Raw genomic sequence first — 17742 nt, forward strand, 5'->3', positions numbered from 1 at the left:
AAACTTTCTCATAATTAACCATTTTTAGGTTAAGGTATTACGTGGTGTGTCGATAACAATTTAGTCAGAGATGATTGTCTAATTGTTATGGAGATGTTCAAATGTTAAAGAATATGAAGGTTAAAACCAGTCTGTTATTATTGCTTTTGGTATTTACCTTTATGCAGTTCCTTTCTAATGGGTTTGAGTTAGTCGATCTCAAAGGAAATCAAAAAAGTACCCTTCTACTGCATAATATAGTAAAGGAACAGGATTCGCTGCATAACGTCGTTGGGGCTGTTTATAAAGTAAGAAGCGTTCTTGATAATATTCAACTGCAAGATATGGCTGCTACCCAACAAACATTGCGACAGGTGCAGGATGAGATCGCTTATGCCAGAAAGCAGTTCGCTATTTTTTGGGATATACCTGGACTGACAGCGGATGATCCCCAGATTGGTAAAATCGTCAGAACTGCTTTTGAGCAACAAATGAATGCTGAACAAAAGTATGTTGATAAATTAAATGAGGCTATTTCTAACGGTAGTCTTGTCGGTACACAAGCAAATGCCAACACTGAGTTGCTGGCTTTGCGAAAAAAGTTTGATAAGGAGATTGAGAACTACTACAAATCAACCATGTTGGTCGGTAAAAATATCGTAGAGCAGACACACGTTCAGTTTAATGCCTCAATACTTAAAATATCCTTACTGCTGGCCGTTACAGTTCTTATCTTTATTCTCTGTAATATCTGGATAAACCGAACAATCATTCGGCCATTAAATATCGTGTCTGAGCATTTTTCACGGATTGGTAAAGGCGATCTGAGTCATCCCGTTAAGGTGCCGGGTAACAATGAAATTGGCTTACTGTGTTTAAATTTACAACACATGCAAAACGGCCTGCGGGAGACTGTCAGTACAATTCGCGATGGCGTTGAGTCTATTAATATCGGAATGCAGGAAATTGCTTCGGGTAATTCAGACTTATCAACCCGAACGGAGCAACAGGCTGCGGCAGTGGTTGAAACGGCGGCCAGTATGGAACAGATTTCCGTAACAACCAAAAATAACACCGATAAATCACATCAGGCTTCTGCCATGACGAGTGAAAGCACGGAAATGGCATTGCGTGGCGAGCGCTTAATGAGCGACATGGTTGAGAAAATTCACCTGATCAGCCGCAACGCGCAAAGCGTGAATGAAATCTCTCATGTGATTGATAGTATTGCTTTCCAGACCAACATTCTCGCTTTAAACGCCGCGGTAGAAGCGGCGCGCGCTGGCGAATCCGGGCGTGGATTTGCCGTTGTAGCGAGTGAAGTCAGAACCCTTGCCCAACGTAGCGCCTCCTCAGCGAAAGAAATTAGCGAACTGGTTGCCAAAGCGGCAATCAGCGTCAAGGAAGGGGTGGAGATAGCTGAAAGCAGTGGGGCTATGATGGCGGACATTGCTAAGGCAATACGCAATATCAATATACTCATGGAAGATATATCCGGCGCATCGGGGGAACAGAGTAGCGGCATCGAGCAGATCCGCGTTGCTGTCACGCAAATGGAGCAAGTCACTCAACAAAACGCGTCTCTGGTTGAGGAAATCGCCGCCACGACAGGCAGTGTGGAAGAGCAGTCGGCAATGCTTTCCCAGGCCGTGGCTGTGTTTCAGGTTGATGAAAAGCCGCAGGAGGGTACGCAGGACAAGCAGTAGAACATGCCATCTCATCAGCTGTAAATTCAGTCTGATGAGATGGCTGGCTGTCAGGAAAAGCGCCTTAATCATATTGATAATAATTCTCATTATTATTGTTGTGTTGCGCAGGGAATGGTAATGTTGCTCCTGGCCATAAACTGTTAATCCCATTTTCTGTGCAGAAGACAGCATGAACAACACCACTCTGAATGCGTCCAGACGCGTAGCCCGTACTTTTTCCGTCAGCGAGTTTATGGATTTTGGTGAACGTTACGGGATTGACTATCGCTTTCCCCAACTGGCACAAAAGCCGGACTTGCCGTCTGCTAGCCCTGTGCTGCAAGGTGAAATTGAGGAGATGACGCTCCCCTGCGGGATGTGCGTGACGCACTCTGATGTACAGGTATTGCAACCCTACGAAACCACCTCCCGCCACAGCAGTCCCCTGTATATGTTGGTGGTACTGGAAGGCTGCGTGGTCCTCTCGCTTAACGGTCAGGAACACGTGGTGCGTTCCGGAATGGCGTTTAGCTCACGCCTGAGCGAGCACCAGACGATGCGCGCCCGCCATCATGCCGACTGCAAACTGCGAACCTTATCTCTCGGTCTGTATCCCGACGGCGCGTGGCGCACGGGGCTGCTCGAATCGTTGATGCGTGAGTGGGAAAGATGCCAGACGCCGACGCTTATCTGGCAGGTGCCGGGATTTTTACTCAGTGGCCTGGAGTATGCGCAGCAGATCACGCTCAGCAATGTATCTCGCCAGTTGATGCTGGAAGGGCTGATATTGCAACTGTTCGGCCATGGCCTCAGCGTGTGCCAGGTCGAGAGCGGCAAACGCCTCGCCGCCAGCGGTGAACAGCAGCGGCTGGAAGTCGTTCGTCGCCTGTTGGAACAGAATCCTGAGAATGACCACACGCTCAATGAACTGGCGCAACGCGCGGCAATGAGTCCCAGTAGTCTGCGTAGCAAGTTTCGCGCAGCCTATGGCTGTTCGGTCTTTGATTACTTGCGCGATTGCCGCCTGGAACGCGCTCGCGGTTATTTACTGGAAGGATACAGCGTACAGCAGGCAGCCTGGATGTCGGGATACCAGCACGCCACCAACTTCTCTACCGCCTTTCGTCGTCGTTACGGTTTTTCGCCAGGCGATATGCTCAAGCTTTGCTAATCCATTTTTGCGTTTTGCGCACGTTGCTGGCAGACAATTTGGCACTGCGCATAGGTAATCTGGCATCCGGCATAGCTATCTCCGTCAGCAAAAAGGTAATAATTCTCACTTACAATTAGAAATGCCTTTGGAGATACTCATGTTCGCGAAGACTCGGTTAGCGCTGCTGGTAGGATGGGTGACCGGCAGCGTGGCTTTTCCTCTGCTGGCGCAGGAAACAACAAAAAACGATACGGTCGTTGTCACCTCGCAAATGCAGAGCGGGGCTACTAAGCTTGCCACGCCGGATATTGAAACCCCGCAATCGGTATCCATCATTACCCGCGAACAGTTTGAAGAGCAGGGTGCAACCAGCGTGCGTCAGGCCGTTAGCTATACGCCGGGGGTATACAGCAACCAGATTGGCGCCTCCAACCGCTTTGACTACATTGTGCTGCGCGGCTTCTCCGATGGCAGCCTGGACAACGTCTATCTCGATGGTCTGAAGATGATGGGCGACACCAACTCACATAGCTCGCTGGTGGTCGATCCGTGGTTCCTTGAAGATATCGAAGTGGTGCGCGGCCCGGCTTCCGTGCTGTACGGGCGTTCTTCTCCGGGGGGGATCGTCGCGTTGACGTCGCGCAAGCCGTCATTTGACGCGGGTGGAGAAGTGAAGCTGTTTGCCGGCAACAATAACCAGCGCGGGGCGGCGTTTGACGTCACCGGGGCACTGGATGATAACGATCGTGTGGCGGCGCGTCTGAGCGGGATGACGCGTTACGCGGACTCACAGTTTGGCCCATTGAAAGAAGAGCGTTACGCGCTGATGCCCAGTCTGACCTGGCGGATCACCGACCAGACGCGTCTGGATCTGATGGCCTATCTGCATCGCGACCCGGAAGGCGGTAGCCACTCCGGTCTGCCTTATGACGGCACCGTGGTTCCGCATTACGGGCAAAAGATCTCCAACACCTTTTACGAAGGTGAGGATGATTACGACAAATACGATCGCCGTGAAAACATGGTGGGCTACAATATTGAGCACATGTTTGATAGCGGCTGGTCGGTGCGGCAAAAGCTGCGCTATCTGCATACCGACGTTGAACTGAACCAGGTGTATGCGGCGGGCTGGTTGAACGAAACCGAGCTTAATCGCGGCTATTCCGGCTCTGATGAAAAAATGTCGGCGATTACGCTGGATAACCAGCTCGACGGCAGCTTTGATACCTGGCAGGTCAACCATCGTCTGCTGGTGGGCATTGATTATCAGGATCGCAGCAACAATACCACCGGCTACTACGGCGCATTCCCGCCAATCGACGCTTTTAACCCGGTGTATGGCGCGAAGCCGGATTATATCGACATGTACGCGCGTGAGAAGCACAAGCTGCGCCAGACGGGCTACTATTTGCAGGATCAGATGTCATGGGATCGTTGGCGTATTACGCTCGGCGGTCGCTACGATCAAGTCAGCGTGTCTAATATTGATAAGATCAACGATATCCGCAGCGATCTGGATAAAAACAACTTTAGTACTCGCGCCGCATTGCTCTACTTGTTCGATAATGGCTTTGCGCCGTACGTGAGTTATTCCACCGCCTTTACGCCAACCAGCTTTGCCGATGAGAACGGCAATCTGCTGGATCCGATGAAAGGCAAGCAGTGGGAAGCGGGGCTGAAATATGAGCCGGAAGGACTTAACAGTCAGTTCAGCGTGTCGGTGTTCCGCATTAATCAAACCAATATCGCCACCAAAGAAGAGCCGACCGATCCGTACCGCTCGATTGGGGAAATTGAATCTGAAGGGGTGGAGCTGGAGGCGATTAGTCAACTTACGGACAGCTTTCGTCTGCAGGCGGCATATACCTACACCGACATCCGCTACAAGAAAAGCAGTCCGGAGGAGCAGGGCAAGCGTGCCGTGTATGCACCACGGAATCAGGCCAGCACCTGGCTGAGCTACGATGTGAAAAGCGGCCTGCTGGATGGTCTGACGCTCGGCTCGGGCGTGCGATATGTCAATGGGATCACCAGCGATCGTCTGAATACGCATACCCTGCCATCCTATACGTTGGTGGATATGGCAATTGGCTACGATTTAACGAATATCGGTATTAAAGGACTGAGTGCCCAGTTGAACGTCAACAACCTGACCGATAAACGCTACGTTGCGGCCTGTAATTCGCTCTCATACTGCTACTTCGGCGCTGAGCGCAGCATTGTCGGCAGCGTATCCTGGAAATTCTGATGCTTTAGCCGGATGCGGCCTTGACGCCTTATCCGGCCTACAACAGAGTGCAAATTGTATGCCTGATAAGCGCATCAGGCATAGTGGATTGCGGCTATTGCGTAAAACCGTTTTGCATACAAATCTGCGCGCTGGTTCTCAGAGTGAAGGCGACTTTGTCTGGGTACTGGCTGTAATAGTTATGCTCTTCTTCCAGCCCTTTCGCCTGCGCCAGACGTACCGTTTCCAGCGAGCAGGTACGGTAGATCAGATCTTTATTCATATTGATCTGCTTCTCGCGCTGTTTGTCCGCAGACAGCGCCAGCCATTTCTCTGACAGCGAGTAATCGTAGACCACCCGATTTCCTTTCGCCTGCACGTTCTCAATGGTAATGAATTCGTCGATTTTCAGTCTCGGTTGCCCACGCATTTTTTTCTTATCTTCTGCGGCGGCATATTGGGCCAGGGTATTAATATCCATGCTGGCTATCTTCTGTTTATAAGTCTCGACATAGGCGGCGGGTTGCTGATAATGCTGAGCGTAAGCGTTTCTTAATTCCCCGTCGCTCATCGTACAACCCGCCAGAAACAGAGGTAATAGCAGTGCCAGTTTTATTTTAGTCATAATGCTGTCCCGTTTATTATTGGATGCAGTCGCCCATAACATAATAAAAAATGAATGATCACAGGTGATAGTTAAGGTTGTATAAACCGGGGCGCGAAGGCACAAGTTCAATAGTCTTAAAATGGCGGAACAGGCGGGAAACCCTGCCAGAATTGGCAGGGTTATTAAAAATTAATGGCCGATCATTTTAGCCTTCGGAATCAGCTGGAAATACATGTGATCGGGCACCGGCGTATCCCAGACATTGGCATAAACCGCATAGCCAATGGTGGCAAAAAGGATACCCAGCACCAGGATAGTCATGACAACGCCTGACAATGCCGTTTGCCGCCATAACGATTTGCCGTTTCCTTGTTCCCCCGCAGGGGTGTGCAGTGAAAAGCTCAGCGTAGAGGCCACCGGGCAGGATTCAACGCAGGTCATACAGCCAGTACATTCCACGGTACGCACCTGAATCAGTCGATCAACCGGGATAGTAGACGGGCAGTTTTTCGCACATTTCCCGCAGTCAATGCAACTGTCCGGATTACGCCGGATTTTAAACGGCGAGAGCAGTGAAAACAGGCCAAGCAGTGCGCCATAAGGGCACAGATAACGGCACCAGGCATTGCGAATAAACAGGCTCAGAACGCTGATAACTACCACGAAAATAAGCGTGGCGGAGCCGATATGACGAAAAAAATCGAGCATCTTCACGTCAATGATCATGCCGTAGGCCGACATCAGAAAGTACTGGATTCCCTGGGCGGGCATCGACAGAGCGATATACAGGAAGAAACCCAACAGCAGATACTTCAGACTGAGCAGTGGGATGTCCAGCCAGCGCGGCAGCGTGAAATTGCGACCCAATACTTTTTTTCCCAGAGTACCAAGCAGTTCGGAAAGCGTGCCAACCGGGCATAGCCACGAACAGAAGGCTTTTTTTAACAACAAGCTAATCAGGATAAACGCAACTAACAGCAGCATGGAGGCGGCATGGATGGGCGGGAGAAAACCGGTCTCCAGCGTGTAGCGGATATTCATCAAACCCGCGATCGGCAGCCACCCCTCAATACCGCCGGGTCTTGGAATATAAACGCTGGTACCGGCAGTTTCAAAATAGCGGACCCAATAATAAAACGTCACGCCAATATAGATATTGCTGGCCAGCAGGAGAAACTGGGTGGCTTTTCGCCAGGTGCTGGCGTTACGCCAGTCATTCCACGGTAGTTTGCCTCCGGTCGTGCCTGGGCGGCGCTGCCAGCGTGTTCTCTTTTTCCCGTTCATGGTTTTACACTATCCCTCATATTTCCCCTCCTGCATTCAGAAGGCGTCATCACCGGGATATGCTAGCGCTATTCAGATTTGGTGTATTTGATTTGCATCTTATTAAGCGGCTGTTATTTTTATGGCACGTATATGCCTGAATAAAAATAACAGCCCGATACTTATCGCAGGTCAGATAAATACCCTTAACGGGGTATTTATTTCTCCGTGGGAAAAAAGGTTATTCCTGAAATATTTCTACGCGGTCACGGCCATTACTTTTCGCCAGGTACAGTGCCCGATCGGCTTTATCAACCAACTGCTTGTAGTCAGGATGGTAGTCATATTCGGCGATGCCAATACTGACGGTGACAGAAAACACTTCTGTTGCTGAGGCCGCCATACGCATCTCGGCAATTTTCATGCGTAGCGTTTCGAGGATAATACTGGCCTGAGACTGATCTGACTCGACAAGCAGAATCATAAATTCTTCACCGCCGTAGCGGAAAACGTAATCGCTGCTGCGAATATGATCATAAATAACCGCCGCGACGTTTTTGAGCGTCATATCACCGGTGTTATGCCCATAGTTGTCGTTAATTTGCTTAAAGTAGTCGATATCCAGCATCGCCAGGGTAAAGGGCTTCCGGGTATGTAACGCCAGCGAGATCTCACGGCGCATAATGGTCGGGATAAAGCGTCGGTTAAGCAATTGAGTCAATGAGTCTTTACCATTTTCCTGCTTCACCAGCGCGTCGAACATTGAGGCGAGCAGGAAATGGATTTTTGCCGAGAGCTGGCGTATATCCTGCAACAAGCTCATCCGTTCAGGTTCTGTCGCCTGATGCTGATGCGACAGCGTGGTTGTCAGGCGGTTGTCGATTTCCGCAATCAGCGACTCCATTTCTTTCAGCAGATTGCTGTTGCCCAGAATGTATTTTCCCTTGTGTGCGAACCACATACCAAAATCAGAATTCGCCAAAAGGACCAGCTCACCGAAAGGCATTCCGGTGGCGATGTTATAGATAAACTGATTTTCCCTGTCGGTAAATGAGCGTATTTGCCGCTCGCGTTCGACGTTAACGTCATCGTAAATGGTCTGCAGGCGATACTGTTCCTGGGTATGCAGTGAGTTTTGATAGCTGGGGGAATAGGAGACGGTCATGGCCTCCAGGGCGGTATCCATTGCCAGACTGCTGAAACAGATGGCATCGCTCAGCAGGGCGGGCGAGTATTCCGCTTTCTTTTTCAGGACCCGATACAATTCATCTTTCAGCTTGCGTGCGCCGCGATTAACCAGATCGATAGGCAGCCCGATGCGGGCATGCACCACGCCAATTTTGCGCTGTTTTGCCAGCAGTTGTGAGAGATCTTCGTTCGCGCTACCAAGTACGCTGCGTAGCCAGTCAAACATACTGCCGCTGAGGCGGGTGCTGACCTGTTCTGTATTGAGGAACAATGCGCTCTCCGCATGGGAGAGCATATAGTCATAAAAAACGCTCACTAAATGGCGGATCTCTTCGTCGCTTAATGATGTCAGGATCGTATGAACTTCAGGGGATGTTTGACGTAACAACGCCTGCCATTCTGTAAGGAGTAATGTGTCGTTTACCGGAGCAACCTGTTCCATCTCACTGCCACTCAAAATGCGATTTAAAAATTCAGGCGGTATTACGGACAATTACGTCACAATGGTCAAGTTAAACTCGCTTAACGATGGCTGACACCTTCATAAATCAGCCTGAGCGCGAAGACGCCGATAATGGCGCCTATCACCCGGCTGGCAACCCTCTGGATTCGACCATACGCACGGCGCACAGCGGGCAAAGAAAACGCCTGACTGAGAAAAATCCGCCAGATAACGGAAGACAAGACAATACCTGCCCAGGCCATTAGCCTCGCCCATGTAGGCGTTTCTGCGCTGAGGGTGACGGAGAAGATACTAATAAAAAACAGAACGGTTTGCGGATTAGACAAATCTGTTAATAACCCGCGGCGGAAAAATACATACCAGGGGGCGGAAATCGGCTGCTGTAACGTTGGCATTTGCGGTGTAGCCTGATGGCGAACACTGTTCCAGGCAAACCACAGCAAATAGGCGCCGCCGACAATTTTAATCAGTGAAAATATCTCTTCACATTGGGTAATGAGCGTCGCCATGCCAAAGAGCCCGAGGCCGGAGTAGAACGCATCGCCTAAGGCCACACCCAGACCGGTCATCACCCCTGCGCGTCGTCCTGACGCCAGACTGGTTTGCACCACCACGAACAGGTTCGCGCCAGGATTAAAAAAGGTTAAAACAAACAGGCTGATGGTGAGTACGACGGCGTGTAAAGGTTCCATAGACAACGATTCCATTAGTGAGAGCGGGCCAGGGGCATGCTTAGACTGCTAACACTATAATTTTAGCGCGCTCGTCATTCTGCGTATTTACTCACACTGTATTGTGAAATGAGCTCAAATTTGCAAATAGCGTCTACGCCTGGTTTCTGCAACCCAGCTGCGCCGGATAATGCTGCGGCGTGGGATCTTCTGTTATACACGATGCGCAAAATATCTTTATATTTCCGCCTGCTCTGGATCTTTTTAGCGGCCTGAACTACTTATTAATCATCCTTGACTCGCATGGCGAATGTTCAGGGGGCGATGATGGCATATATAACAAAACCTGGAGCTTTTATATGAAAACTGGAATTAAAGTACTTATTGGTGCGTTAGCTTTTGTTGTGTCCAACGCGTATGCCGCGGAATTTATGACAAAACTTGAGTTTGAAAAGGTTGAGTCGCAGTACACAAAAATCGGTGATATTTCAACGAGTAACGAAGTTTCTGTTGCAGACGCTAAAGAAGAACTGCTGAAGAAAGCCGAAGAGAAAGGTGCCGATGTGGTGGTATTAACCTCCGGCCAAACGGACAATAAAATCCACGGTACAGCCAATATTTACAAGAAAAAATAATGCGCAGTACTGAAAGATAACATACCCGCCAGTCATTGCACTGGCGGGGTTTTTTTTATGTAGTTCTGCTGATACCGAGATATTGCGCCGCCGCGGTTTTATCGCCATTGAATTGCGCCAGCACCTGCTGCGGCGTCAGTGATGAAGTGACCTGCGGCGGGGCAGCAACCGCGGCCAGTTCAGGTAACAGCTGCTGTAGAAATTGTTCGTTCAGCTCCGGCTGTGGTTCGACGCTTAAAAACAGCGCCAGACGCTCCATCATATTGCGCAACTCGCGGATATTTCCCGGCCAGCCATAGTTCAGCAACGTATGCTGGCTCAGGGCTAATCCCTTACGCACCGCGTCAGAAAACGGCGCGTCCAGTTCCGCCAGCGACTGTTTTAAAAAGCCTTCCGCCAGCGGCAGAATATCGGGGAGCCGTTCGCGCAGCGGCGGCAGCTTGAGGCGTAAAATACTCAGACGATAAAACAGATCGGTACGAAACTCACCCTGTTTCATCTCTTGTTCCAGGTTGCAGTGCGTGGCGCTAATCACCCGTACATCGACAGGAATCGGCTGATGTCCCCCGACCCGGGTGACCTCTTTTTCTTCCAGCACGCGCAATAACCGGGTTTGTAACGGTAGCGGCATTTCGCCTATCTCATCAAGAAACAGCGTCCCGCCGTGGGCAATTTCGAACAGGCCCGCGCGTCCTCCCCGGCGGGAGCCGGTAAACGCGCCATCTTCATAGCCGAACAGCTCCGCTTCCAGCAATGATTCGGTGATTGCTCCGCAGTTGACGGCAACAAACGGTGGCGAAGGTTTTCCGCGCCGATTCTCCTGACGCGTAAAATACTCACGATGAATAGCCTGCGCCGCCAGCTCTTTACCTGTGCCGGTTTCACCCTGAATCAGCACCGGCGCACGCGAACGGGCGTAGAGCATAATGGTGTGCCGCACCTGTTCCATTTGCGCAGAGTGACCGCGCATATCTCCCAGCGCATAGCGGGTGCGCAGCATATCGCCAGAGGCGTATTGCCCGTTTCTGCGTAGCGTCAGACGGGTCATATCCAGCGCGTCGACAAAAGCCTGACGCACGGTGGCCGCCGAATAGATAAAAATGCCGGTCATGCCCGCTTCTTCCGCCAAATCGGTAATCAACCCCGCGCCGACCACCGCCTGGGTACCGTTGGCCTTCAGCTCATTGATTTGTCCACGGGCATCTTCTTCGGTGATATAGCTGCGCTGTTCAAGCTGCAAATTGAAGGTCTTTTGAAAGGCGATTAGCGCGGGGATGGTTTCCTGATAGGTAATGACGCCAATCGACGAGGTCAGTTTTCCCGCTTTTGCCAGCGCCTGTAGTACGTCAAACCCGCTGGGTTTAATCAGGATCACTGGAATCGATAAACGGCTTTTCAGATACGCGCCGTTGGAGCCTGCCGCAATGATGGCATCGCAACGCTCGGTGGCCAGCTTCTTACGGATATAGGCCACCGCTTTTTCGAAACCCAGCTGAATAGGGGTAATGGTCGCCAGGTGGTCGAACTCCAGACTGATGTCGCGAAACAGTTCGAACAGGCGCGTGACCGAAACCGTCCAGATAACCGGTTTGTCATCGTTCACTCGCGGCGGAAGATGCGTATCAGCCATAAGCAACCCAAAAAGTAAGGAACCGAGTATAAGGGTTTAGTTGTGTTTCATAAATGTTGCAATGAAACATTCAAGTCAGTTTCATGAAACGATAGCTGACACGCTTTTGTGCAATAAAAACACAGGTTCTAAATGTAATTATCTGTTTTAAAAAGTAAAAATTGAATTTGCACAAAAGTTTCGGTCTTTGGCATACCCCTTGCTTTAGGTAAATCAACGAATGGTAACAAGTTGATAACAAGAGGACGGATATGTCTCTACACTCTCCAGGGCTGGCGTTTCGCGCCGCGCTCAGCAAAGAAAACCCATTACAAATCGTCGGCACCATCAACGCCAATCACGCTCTGCTGGCTCAGCGTGCCGGGTATCAGGCGATTTATCTCTCTGGCGGCGGCGTTGCGGCGGGGTCGTTGGGTCTGCCGGATCTCGGTATTTCTACCCTTGATGATGTACTGACCGATATTCGTCGTATCACTGATGTTTGCCCGCTGCCATTGCTGGTGGATGCGGATATTGGTTTTGGATCGTCGGCGTTCAACGTGGCGCGTACCGTGAAGTCGATGATTAAAGCCGGTGCCGCCGCGCTGCATATTGAAGATCAGATCGGTGCCAAGCGTTGCGGGCATCGTCCGAACAAGGCGATCGTCTCAAAAGAAGAGATGGTCGACAGGATCCGCGCCGCCGTGGATGCGCGTACCGATCCCAACTTTGTGATTATGGCGCGCACCGATGCGTTGGCGGTGGAGGGGTTAGAAGCGGCCATCGATCGTGCCCAGGCATACGTTGAAGCGGGGGCCGACATGCTGTTCCCGGAAGCCATTACCGAGCTGGCGATGTACCGCCAGTTTGCCGATGCGGTGCAGGTTCCGATCCTCGCTAACATTACCGAATTTGGCGCCACGCCGCTGTTCACTACCGATGAACTGCGTAGCGCGAACGTCGCCATGGCCCTGTATCCGCTGTCTGCCTTCCGCGCCATGAACCGTGCGGCTGAACGGGTCTACAACGTGCTGCGCCAGGAAGGCACGCAAAAGAGCGTGATCGACATTATGCAGACGCGCAACGAACTGTACGAAAGCATCAACTACTACCAGTTCGAAGAGAAACTCGACGCGCTGTACACAAAAAAGTAACCGTCGTAGGCCGGATAAGGCGAAGCCGCCATCCGGCAATAAATTTGTACCCTACATATTATAAAAATGACGAGGACAACATGAGCGACACAACAATCCTGCAAAACAACACGCATGTCATTAAACCTAAAAAATCGGTTGCGCTGTCAGGCATCGCCGCCGGAAATACCGCGTTATGCACCGTGGGTAAAAGCGGTAACGACCTGCATTATCGCGGCTACGATATTCTCGACCTGGCGCAACAGTGCGAATTTGAAGAAGTTGCGCACCTGCTGATCCACGGGAAATTACCTACCCGCGACGAACTCACCGCCTATAAAAGCAAACTCAAAGCGCTGCGCGGCTTACCCGCAAATGTGCGTACCGTGCTGGAAGCGCTGCCTGCCGCATCCCACCCGATGGATGTGATGCGCACCGGCGTCTCCGCGCTGGGGTGTACATTGCCGGAAAAAGAGGGGCACACCGTTTCCGGCGCGCGCGATATTGCAGACAAGCTGCTGGCGTCCCTCAGCTCGATCCTCTTGTACTGGTATCACTACAGCCATAACGGCGAGCGCATTCAGCCGGAAACGGACGATGATTCCATTGGCGGTCACTTCCTGCATCTGCTGCATGGCGAAAAACCGTCGCAAAGCTGGGAAAAGGCGATGCATATTTCGCTGGTGCTGTATGCCGAGCACGAATTTAACGCATCCACTTTCACCAGTCGTGTGATTGCGGGAACCGGCTCCGATATGTATTCCGCGATTATCGGCGCGATTGGCGCGCTGCGTGGGCCGAAACACGGCGGGGCGAATGAAGTGTCGCTGGAGATCCAGCAGCGTTATGAAACGCCGGATGAAGCCGAAGCGGATATCCGCAAACGCGTGGAAAACAAAGAAGTGGTGATTGGCTTTGGTCACCCGGTTTACACCATTGCCGACCCGCGTCATCAGGTGATTAAACGCGTGGCGAAGCAGCTTTCTCAGGAAGGCGGTTCGCTGAAAATGTACAACATCGCCGACCGTCTGGAAGAGGTGATGTGGGAAACGAAAAAGATGTTCCCCAACCTCGACTGGTTCTCGGCGGTCTCCTACAACATGATGGGCGTCCCGACCGAAATGTTCACTCCGCTGTTTGTTATCGCCCGCGTTACCGGCTGGGCGGCGCACATCATCGAACAGCGCCAGGACAACAAAATTATCCGTCCTTCCGCCAACTACACCGGCCCGGAAGATCGCGTATTTGTGCCGATCGAAAAGCGTTGCTAATTAAAACCTCTAAATATAAAAACAGGAGTTGTACCCTATGTCCGCACATATTTCGAACGTTCGCCCAGACTTTGACCGTGAAATCGTTGATATCGTTGATTACGTTATGAATTACGAGATCACCTCAAAGGTGGCGTACGACACCGCGCATTATTGCCTGCTCGACACCCTTGGCTGTGGTCTGGAAGCGCTGGAATATCCGGCCTGTAAAAAACTGTTAGGACCGGTGGTGCCGGGGACCGTAGTGCCGAACGGCGTTCGCGTACCGGGCACCCAGTTCCAGCTTGACCCGGTGCAGGCGGCGTTTAACATCGGCGCGATGATCCGCTGGCTGGACTTCAACGACACCTGGCTGGCCGCGGAATGGGGCCATCCTTCCGATAACCTCGGCGGTATTTTGGCGACGGCTGACTGGCTGTCACGCAACGCGGTGGCGGCGGGGAAAGCGCCGTTGACCATGAAAAAAGTGCTGACCGGGATGATCAAAGCCCATGAAATTCAGGGCTGTATCGCGCTGGAAAACTCCTTTAACCGCGTTGGTTTGGATCACGTTCTGTTGGTAAAAGTCGCCTCCACGGCGGTGGTCGCGGAGATGCTTGGGCTGAGCCGGGATGAAATCCTCAACGCCGTTTCGCTGGCGTGGGTCGACGGCCAGTCGCTGCGTACCTATCGTCATGCGCCAAATACCGGCACGCGTAAATCCTGGGCGGCAGGCGATGCGACCTCCCGCGCAGTACGTCTGGCGTTGATGGCAAAAACGGGCGAGATGGGATATCCGTCTGCGCTGACGGCGAAAACCTGGGGCTTTTATGACGTCTCCTTCAAAGGGGAATCGTTCCGCTTCCAGCGTCCGTACGGCTCTTACGTGATGGAAAACGTGCTGTTTAAAATCTCCTTCCCGGCCGAGTTCCACTCGCAGACCGCGGTAGAAGCGGCAATGACGCTGTATGAACAACTGCAGGCCGCGGGTAAAACGGCGGCTGATATCGAAAAAGTGACCATTCGCACCCACGAAGCCTGTATCCGCATCATCGATAAAAAAGGCCCGTTGGATAACCCGGCGGATCGCGATCACTGCATCCAGTATATGGTCGCCATTCCGCTGCTGTTTGGGCGTTTAACCGCGGCAGATTACGAAGACGGCGTGGCGCAGGACAAACGTATTGATGCCCTGCGCGAGAAGATCACCTGCTTCGAAGATCCGGCCTTTACTGCCGATTATCACGACCCGGAAAAACGTGCCATTGCTAACGCCATCACTCTCGAGTTCACCGATGGTTCACGTTTTGAAGAAGTGGTGGTGGAGTACCCAATCGGTCATGCGCGCCGTCGTCACGACGGTATGCCGAAGCTGGTCGAGAAGTTCAAAATCAACCTGGCGCGTCAGTTCCCGACCCGTCAGCAGCAGCGCATTCTGGATGTCTCCCTGGACAGAGCCCGCCTGGAGCAGATGCCGGTCAATGAGTATATGGACCTTTATGTAATCTAAACCTGCGTGCGGCAAGGCGTAAGTTCAACAGGAGAGCATTATGTCTTATAGCGAGTTTTATCAACGTTCGATTACGCAACCGGAGTCATTCTGGGCCGAGCAGGCCCAGCGTATTGACTGGCAGCAGCCGTATACGCAGGTGCTGGATCACAGCAACCCGCCGTTTGCCCGCTGGTTTTGCGGCGGCAAGACCAATTTGTGTCATAACGCCATCGACCGCTGGGTGGAGAAACAGCCTGAGGCGCTGGCGCTGATTGCGGTGTCATCGGAAACCGAAGAAGAGCGTACCTTTACCTTTCGTCAGCTGTACGACGAAGTGAATGTGGCGGCGGCAATGTTGCTGTCTCTGGGCGTACAGCGCGGCGACAGGGTATTGGTTTATATGCCGATGATCGCCGAGGCGCACATTACGCTGCTGGCCTGCGCGCGCATTGGGGCGATCCATTCGGTGGTGTTCGGTGGCTTTGCCTCGCACAGCGTGGCGGCACGCATCGACGACGCCCAACCGGTGATTATCGTTTCGGCGGATGCCGGCGCGCGCGGGGGCAAGATCCTGCCGTATAAAAAGCTGCTCGATGATGCAATCAGTCAGGCGCAGCACCAGCCGCGTCATGTGGTATTGGTCGATCGTGGTTTGGCGAAAATGGCGCGGGTAGAGGGGCGCGACCTCGACTTTGCCGCGCTGCGCCAACAGCATCTTGGCGCGCGGGTGCCGGTGACGTGGCTGGAATCGAATGAAACCTCCTGCATTCTCTATACCTCCGGGACAACCGGTAAACCGAAGGGCGTCCAGCGCGACGTTGGCGGCTATGCGGTCGCGCTGGCAACCACGATGGACACCATTTTCGGCGGTAAAGCGGGCGGCGTGTTCTTCTGCGCGTCGGACATCGGCTGGGTGGTTGGGCATTCGTATATCGTGTATGCCCCATTGCTGGCGGGGATGGCGACGGTGGTGTACGAAGGGCTGCCAACGTACCCGGACTGCGGCGTGTGGTGGAAGATTGTTGAGAAGTATCAGGTTAGCCGGATGTTCTCCGCGCCAACGGCGATACGCGTACTGAAGAAATTCCCGACCGCGCAGATCCGCAATCACGATCTCTCCTCGCTGGAGGTGCTGTATCTGGCCGGGGAACCGCTGGACGAACCGACCGCCAGTTGGGTAACGGAAACGCTGGGCGTCCCGGTTATCGACAACTACTGGCAGACCGAATCCGGCTGGCCAATTATGGCGATCGCGCGTGGGCTGGACGACAGGCCTTCGCGGTTGGGCAGCCCTGGCGTGCCGATGTACGGCTATAACGTGCAGTTGCTCAATGAGGTGACCGGTGAACCCTGTGCAGCGAATGAGAAGGGGATGCTGGTCATTGAAGGGCCGCTGCCGCCAGGGTGTATTCAGACCATCTGGGGCGATGACGCGCGGTTCGTAAATACCTACTGGTCGCTGTTTTCTCGTCAGGTATACGCCACTTTTGACTGGGGCATTCGCGATGCCGACGGCTACTACTTCATCCTCGGCCGTACGGATGACGTTATTAACGTTGCCGGACACCGACTGGGTACGCGTGAGATAGAGGAGAGTATTTCCAGCTATCCAAACGTCGCAGAAGTGGCGGTGGTCGGCGTGAAAGATGCTTTGAAAGGGCAGGTGGCGGTTGCATTTGTTATTCCGAAACAGAGCGACAGCCTTGAAGATCGCGACATCGCGCATTCGGAAGAGAAGGCGATTATGGCGCTGGTGGACAGTCAGATTGGTAACTTTGGCCGTCCGGCACACGTCTGGTTTGTGTCACAGTTGCCGAAAACGCGCTCCGGTAAAATGCTCAGGCGGACGATTCAGGCAATCTGTGAAGGCCGCGATCCCGGCGATCTGACGACCATTGACGATCCGGCGTCGCTGCAGCAAATTCGCCAGGCGATCGAGGAGTAGCCGTTATTAATTGGCCCGGTGGCGCGATGCTTACCGGGCCTGAATTTTAATCGACTTTCTTATACGGTCCATGATAGTAATCAAACGGCGCATAGACCGTATCCGCCACAAAAGACAGCGGCACATCGATAAATAACAGCGCTAAATCGAAATAGTTATAATCGTAAGCGCCTGGATTTTTTAGTTTATCAATGTCGTGGTGCGTACCCACATAATAGGTATTCGAATCCTCGCCTTCCGTGCGTGCATTAATGCTGCCACATCCTGAAAGTAATGCGCTGACCAACAACGTCATTACCGCAACCGTCTTTCTGCTCATTCCTGTGACCTGGGTTTTACCGTCTCGTTTACCATAGCAGGTTAAAAGCGGCTTTTTGTCCGCAGAACTTAAACCCCCAGGTCAGGACTCATAGAGTGAGGATTGCACGTTATAGGCCGG

The 17742-nt window shown here is 52.4% G+C and carries 14 protein-coding genes; 8 read left to right on the forward strand and 6 right to left on the reverse strand.

All coding sequences use genetic code 11. The features are described 5' to 3' along the window. Positions 1–101 precede the first annotated feature (101 nt). From FDX11_RS15905 to foxA, 3 genes are all read left to right on the forward strand, one after another. On the forward strand, positions 102–1685 hold the full coding sequence (locus FDX11_RS15905; protein ID WP_137349054.1) for a methyl-accepting chemotaxis protein: 1584 nt from the start codon (positions 102–104) through the stop codon (positions 1683–1685). 172 nt (positions 1686–1857) lie between these two features. Then, the gene (locus FDX11_RS15910) at positions 1858–2838 is read left to right on the forward strand and encodes an AraC family transcriptional regulator (protein ID WP_042310285.1); all 981 of its coding nucleotides are present in this window, start codon (positions 1858–1860) and stop codon (positions 2836–2838) included. A gap of 121 nt (positions 2839–2959) precedes the next feature. Next, entirely contained in the window at positions 2960–5068 is a 2109-nt protein-coding gene (gene foxA, locus FDX11_RS15915; protein WP_137398212.1) for a ferrioxamine B receptor FoxA, read from the forward strand. A gap of 94 nt (positions 5069–5162) precedes the next feature. Here foxA and FDX11_RS15920 read toward each other — a convergent pair whose 3' ends face one another. The 4 genes from FDX11_RS15920 to FDX11_RS15935 all read right to left on the reverse strand — a co-directional run bounded on the left by FDX11_RS15920 (position 5163) and on the right by FDX11_RS15935 (position 9260). Next, on the reverse strand, positions 5163–5672 hold the full coding sequence (locus FDX11_RS15920; protein ID WP_061383018.1) for a hypothetical protein: 510 nt from the start codon (positions 5670–5672) through the stop codon (positions 5163–5165). Between the two features lie 171 nt (positions 5673–5843). Further along, a complete protein-coding gene (locus tag FDX11_RS15925) occupies positions 5844–6938 on the reverse strand; it encodes a 4Fe-4S binding protein (RefSeq protein ID WP_079225319.1) in 1095 nt (364 codons plus the stop codon). 220 nt (positions 6939–7158) lie between these two features. Beyond that, entirely contained in the window at positions 7159–8547 is a 1389-nt protein-coding gene (locus tag FDX11_RS15930; protein WP_137398213.1) for a diguanylate cyclase, read from the reverse strand. Between the two features lie 80 nt (positions 8548–8627). Beyond that, positions 8628–9260, reverse strand: a complete 633-nt coding sequence (locus FDX11_RS15935) for a LysE family transporter (protein ID WP_042310278.1) — start codon at positions 9258–9260, stop codon at positions 8628–8630. A gap of 338 nt (positions 9261–9598) precedes the next feature. Between FDX11_RS15935 and yahO the strand changes: the two genes are divergently transcribed. Further along, entirely contained in the window at positions 9599–9874 is a 276-nt protein-coding gene (yahO, locus tag FDX11_RS15940; RefSeq protein ID WP_042310520.1) for a DUF1471 family periplasmic protein YahO, read from the forward strand. 55 nt (positions 9875–9929) lie between these two features. On the opposite strand, the gene prpR is transcribed toward yahO, so the two are convergent. After that, complete coding sequence (gene prpR / locus FDX11_RS15945) at positions 9930–11504, reverse strand: propionate catabolism operon regulatory protein PrpR (RefSeq protein WP_137398214.1); 1575 nt, start codon at positions 11502–11504, stop codon at positions 9930–9932. Positions 11505–11755: 251 nt separating this feature from the next. Between prpR and prpB the strand changes: the two genes are divergently transcribed. The 4 genes from prpB (at position 11756) to prpE (ending at position 17303) form a co-directional block, all read left to right on the forward strand. Then, positions 11756–12637 (forward strand): methylisocitrate lyase, encoded by an 882-nt coding sequence (prpB, locus tag FDX11_RS15950; RefSeq protein WP_038637980.1) that lies wholly within the window; start codon positions 11756–11758, stop codon positions 12635–12637. A gap of 80 nt (positions 12638–12717) precedes the next feature. Continuing rightward, a complete protein-coding gene (gene prpC, locus FDX11_RS15955; RefSeq protein WP_042310274.1) occupies positions 12718–13887 on the forward strand; it encodes a 2-methylcitrate synthase in 1170 nt (389 codons plus the stop codon). 37 nt (positions 13888–13924) lie between these two features. Continuing rightward, positions 13925–15376: a bifunctional 2-methylcitrate dehydratase/aconitate hydratase gene (locus FDX11_RS15960; RefSeq protein ID WP_042310272.1), complete on the forward strand. Its 1452-nt coding sequence runs from the start codon at positions 13925–13927 to the stop codon at positions 15374–15376. A 40-nt stretch (positions 15377–15416) separates the two neighbouring features. Beyond that, positions 15417–17303, forward strand: a complete 1887-nt coding sequence (gene prpE / locus FDX11_RS15965) for a propionate--CoA ligase (RefSeq protein WP_079225313.1) — start codon at positions 15417–15419, stop codon at positions 17301–17303. Positions 17304–17349: 46 nt separating this feature from the next. Here the strand turns inward: prpE and FDX11_RS15970 are convergent, their stop codons facing one another. Beyond that, a complete protein-coding gene (locus tag FDX11_RS15970; RefSeq protein ID WP_137366104.1) occupies positions 17350–17622 on the reverse strand; it encodes a YceK/YidQ family lipoprotein in 273 nt (90 codons plus the stop codon). Between the last annotated feature and the right edge of the window lie 120 nt (positions 17623–17742).

The organism is Citrobacter sp. wls714 (genome assembly GCF_005281025.1).
In the GTDB taxonomy this organism is placed as follows: Bacteria; Pseudomonadota; Gammaproteobacteria; order Enterobacterales; family Enterobacteriaceae; genus Citrobacter; species Citrobacter werkmanii.

Excerpts from the sequence above, each read along its gene's own strand:
- FDX11_RS15930 (WP_137398213.1), bottom strand. The coding sequence starts at position 8,547 with ATGGAACAGGTTGCTCCGGTAAACGACACATTACTCCTTACAGAATGG.
- FDX11_RS15920 (WP_061383018.1), bottom strand. The coding sequence starts at position 5,672 with ATGACTAAAATAAAACTGGCACTGCTATTACCTCTGTTTCTGGCGGGT.
- FDX11_RS15935 (WP_042310278.1), bottom strand. The coding sequence starts at position 9,260 with ATGGAACCTTTACACGCCGTCGTACTCACCATCAGCCTGTTTGTTTTA.
- yahO (WP_042310520.1), top strand. The coding sequence starts at position 9,599 with ATGAAAACTGGAATTAAAGTACTTATTGGTGCGTTAGCTTTTGTTGTG.
- prpR (WP_137398214.1), bottom strand. The coding sequence starts at position 11,504 with ATGGCTGATACGCATCTTCCGCCGCGAGTGAACGATGACAAACCGGTT.
- FDX11_RS15905 (WP_137349054.1), top strand. The coding sequence starts at position 102 with ATGTTAAAGAATATGAAGGTTAAAACCAGTCTGTTATTATTGCTTTTG.
- FDX11_RS15970 (WP_137366104.1), bottom strand. The coding sequence starts at position 17,622 with ATGAGCAGAAAGACGGTTGCGGTAATGACGTTGTTGGTCAGCGCATTA.
- prpB (WP_038637980.1), top strand. The coding sequence starts at position 11,756 with ATGTCTCTACACTCTCCAGGGCTGGCGTTTCGCGCCGCGCTCAGCAAA.
- prpC (WP_042310274.1), top strand. The coding sequence starts at position 12,718 with ATGAGCGACACAACAATCCTGCAAAACAACACGCATGTCATTAAACCT.
- foxA (WP_137398212.1), top strand. The coding sequence starts at position 2,960 with ATGCCTTTGGAGATACTCATGTTCGCGAAGACTCGGTTAGCGCTGCTG.
- FDX11_RS15960 (WP_042310272.1), top strand. The coding sequence starts at position 13,925 with ATGTCCGCACATATTTCGAACGTTCGCCCAGACTTTGACCGTGAAATC.
- prpE (WP_079225313.1), top strand. The coding sequence starts at position 15,417 with ATGTCTTATAGCGAGTTTTATCAACGTTCGATTACGCAACCGGAGTCA.
- FDX11_RS15925 (WP_079225319.1), bottom strand. The coding sequence starts at position 6,938 with ATGAACGGGAAAAAGAGAACACGCTGGCAGCGCCGCCCAGGCACGACC.
- FDX11_RS15910 (WP_042310285.1), top strand. The coding sequence starts at position 1,858 with ATGAACAACACCACTCTGAATGCGTCCAGACGCGTAGCCCGTACTTTT.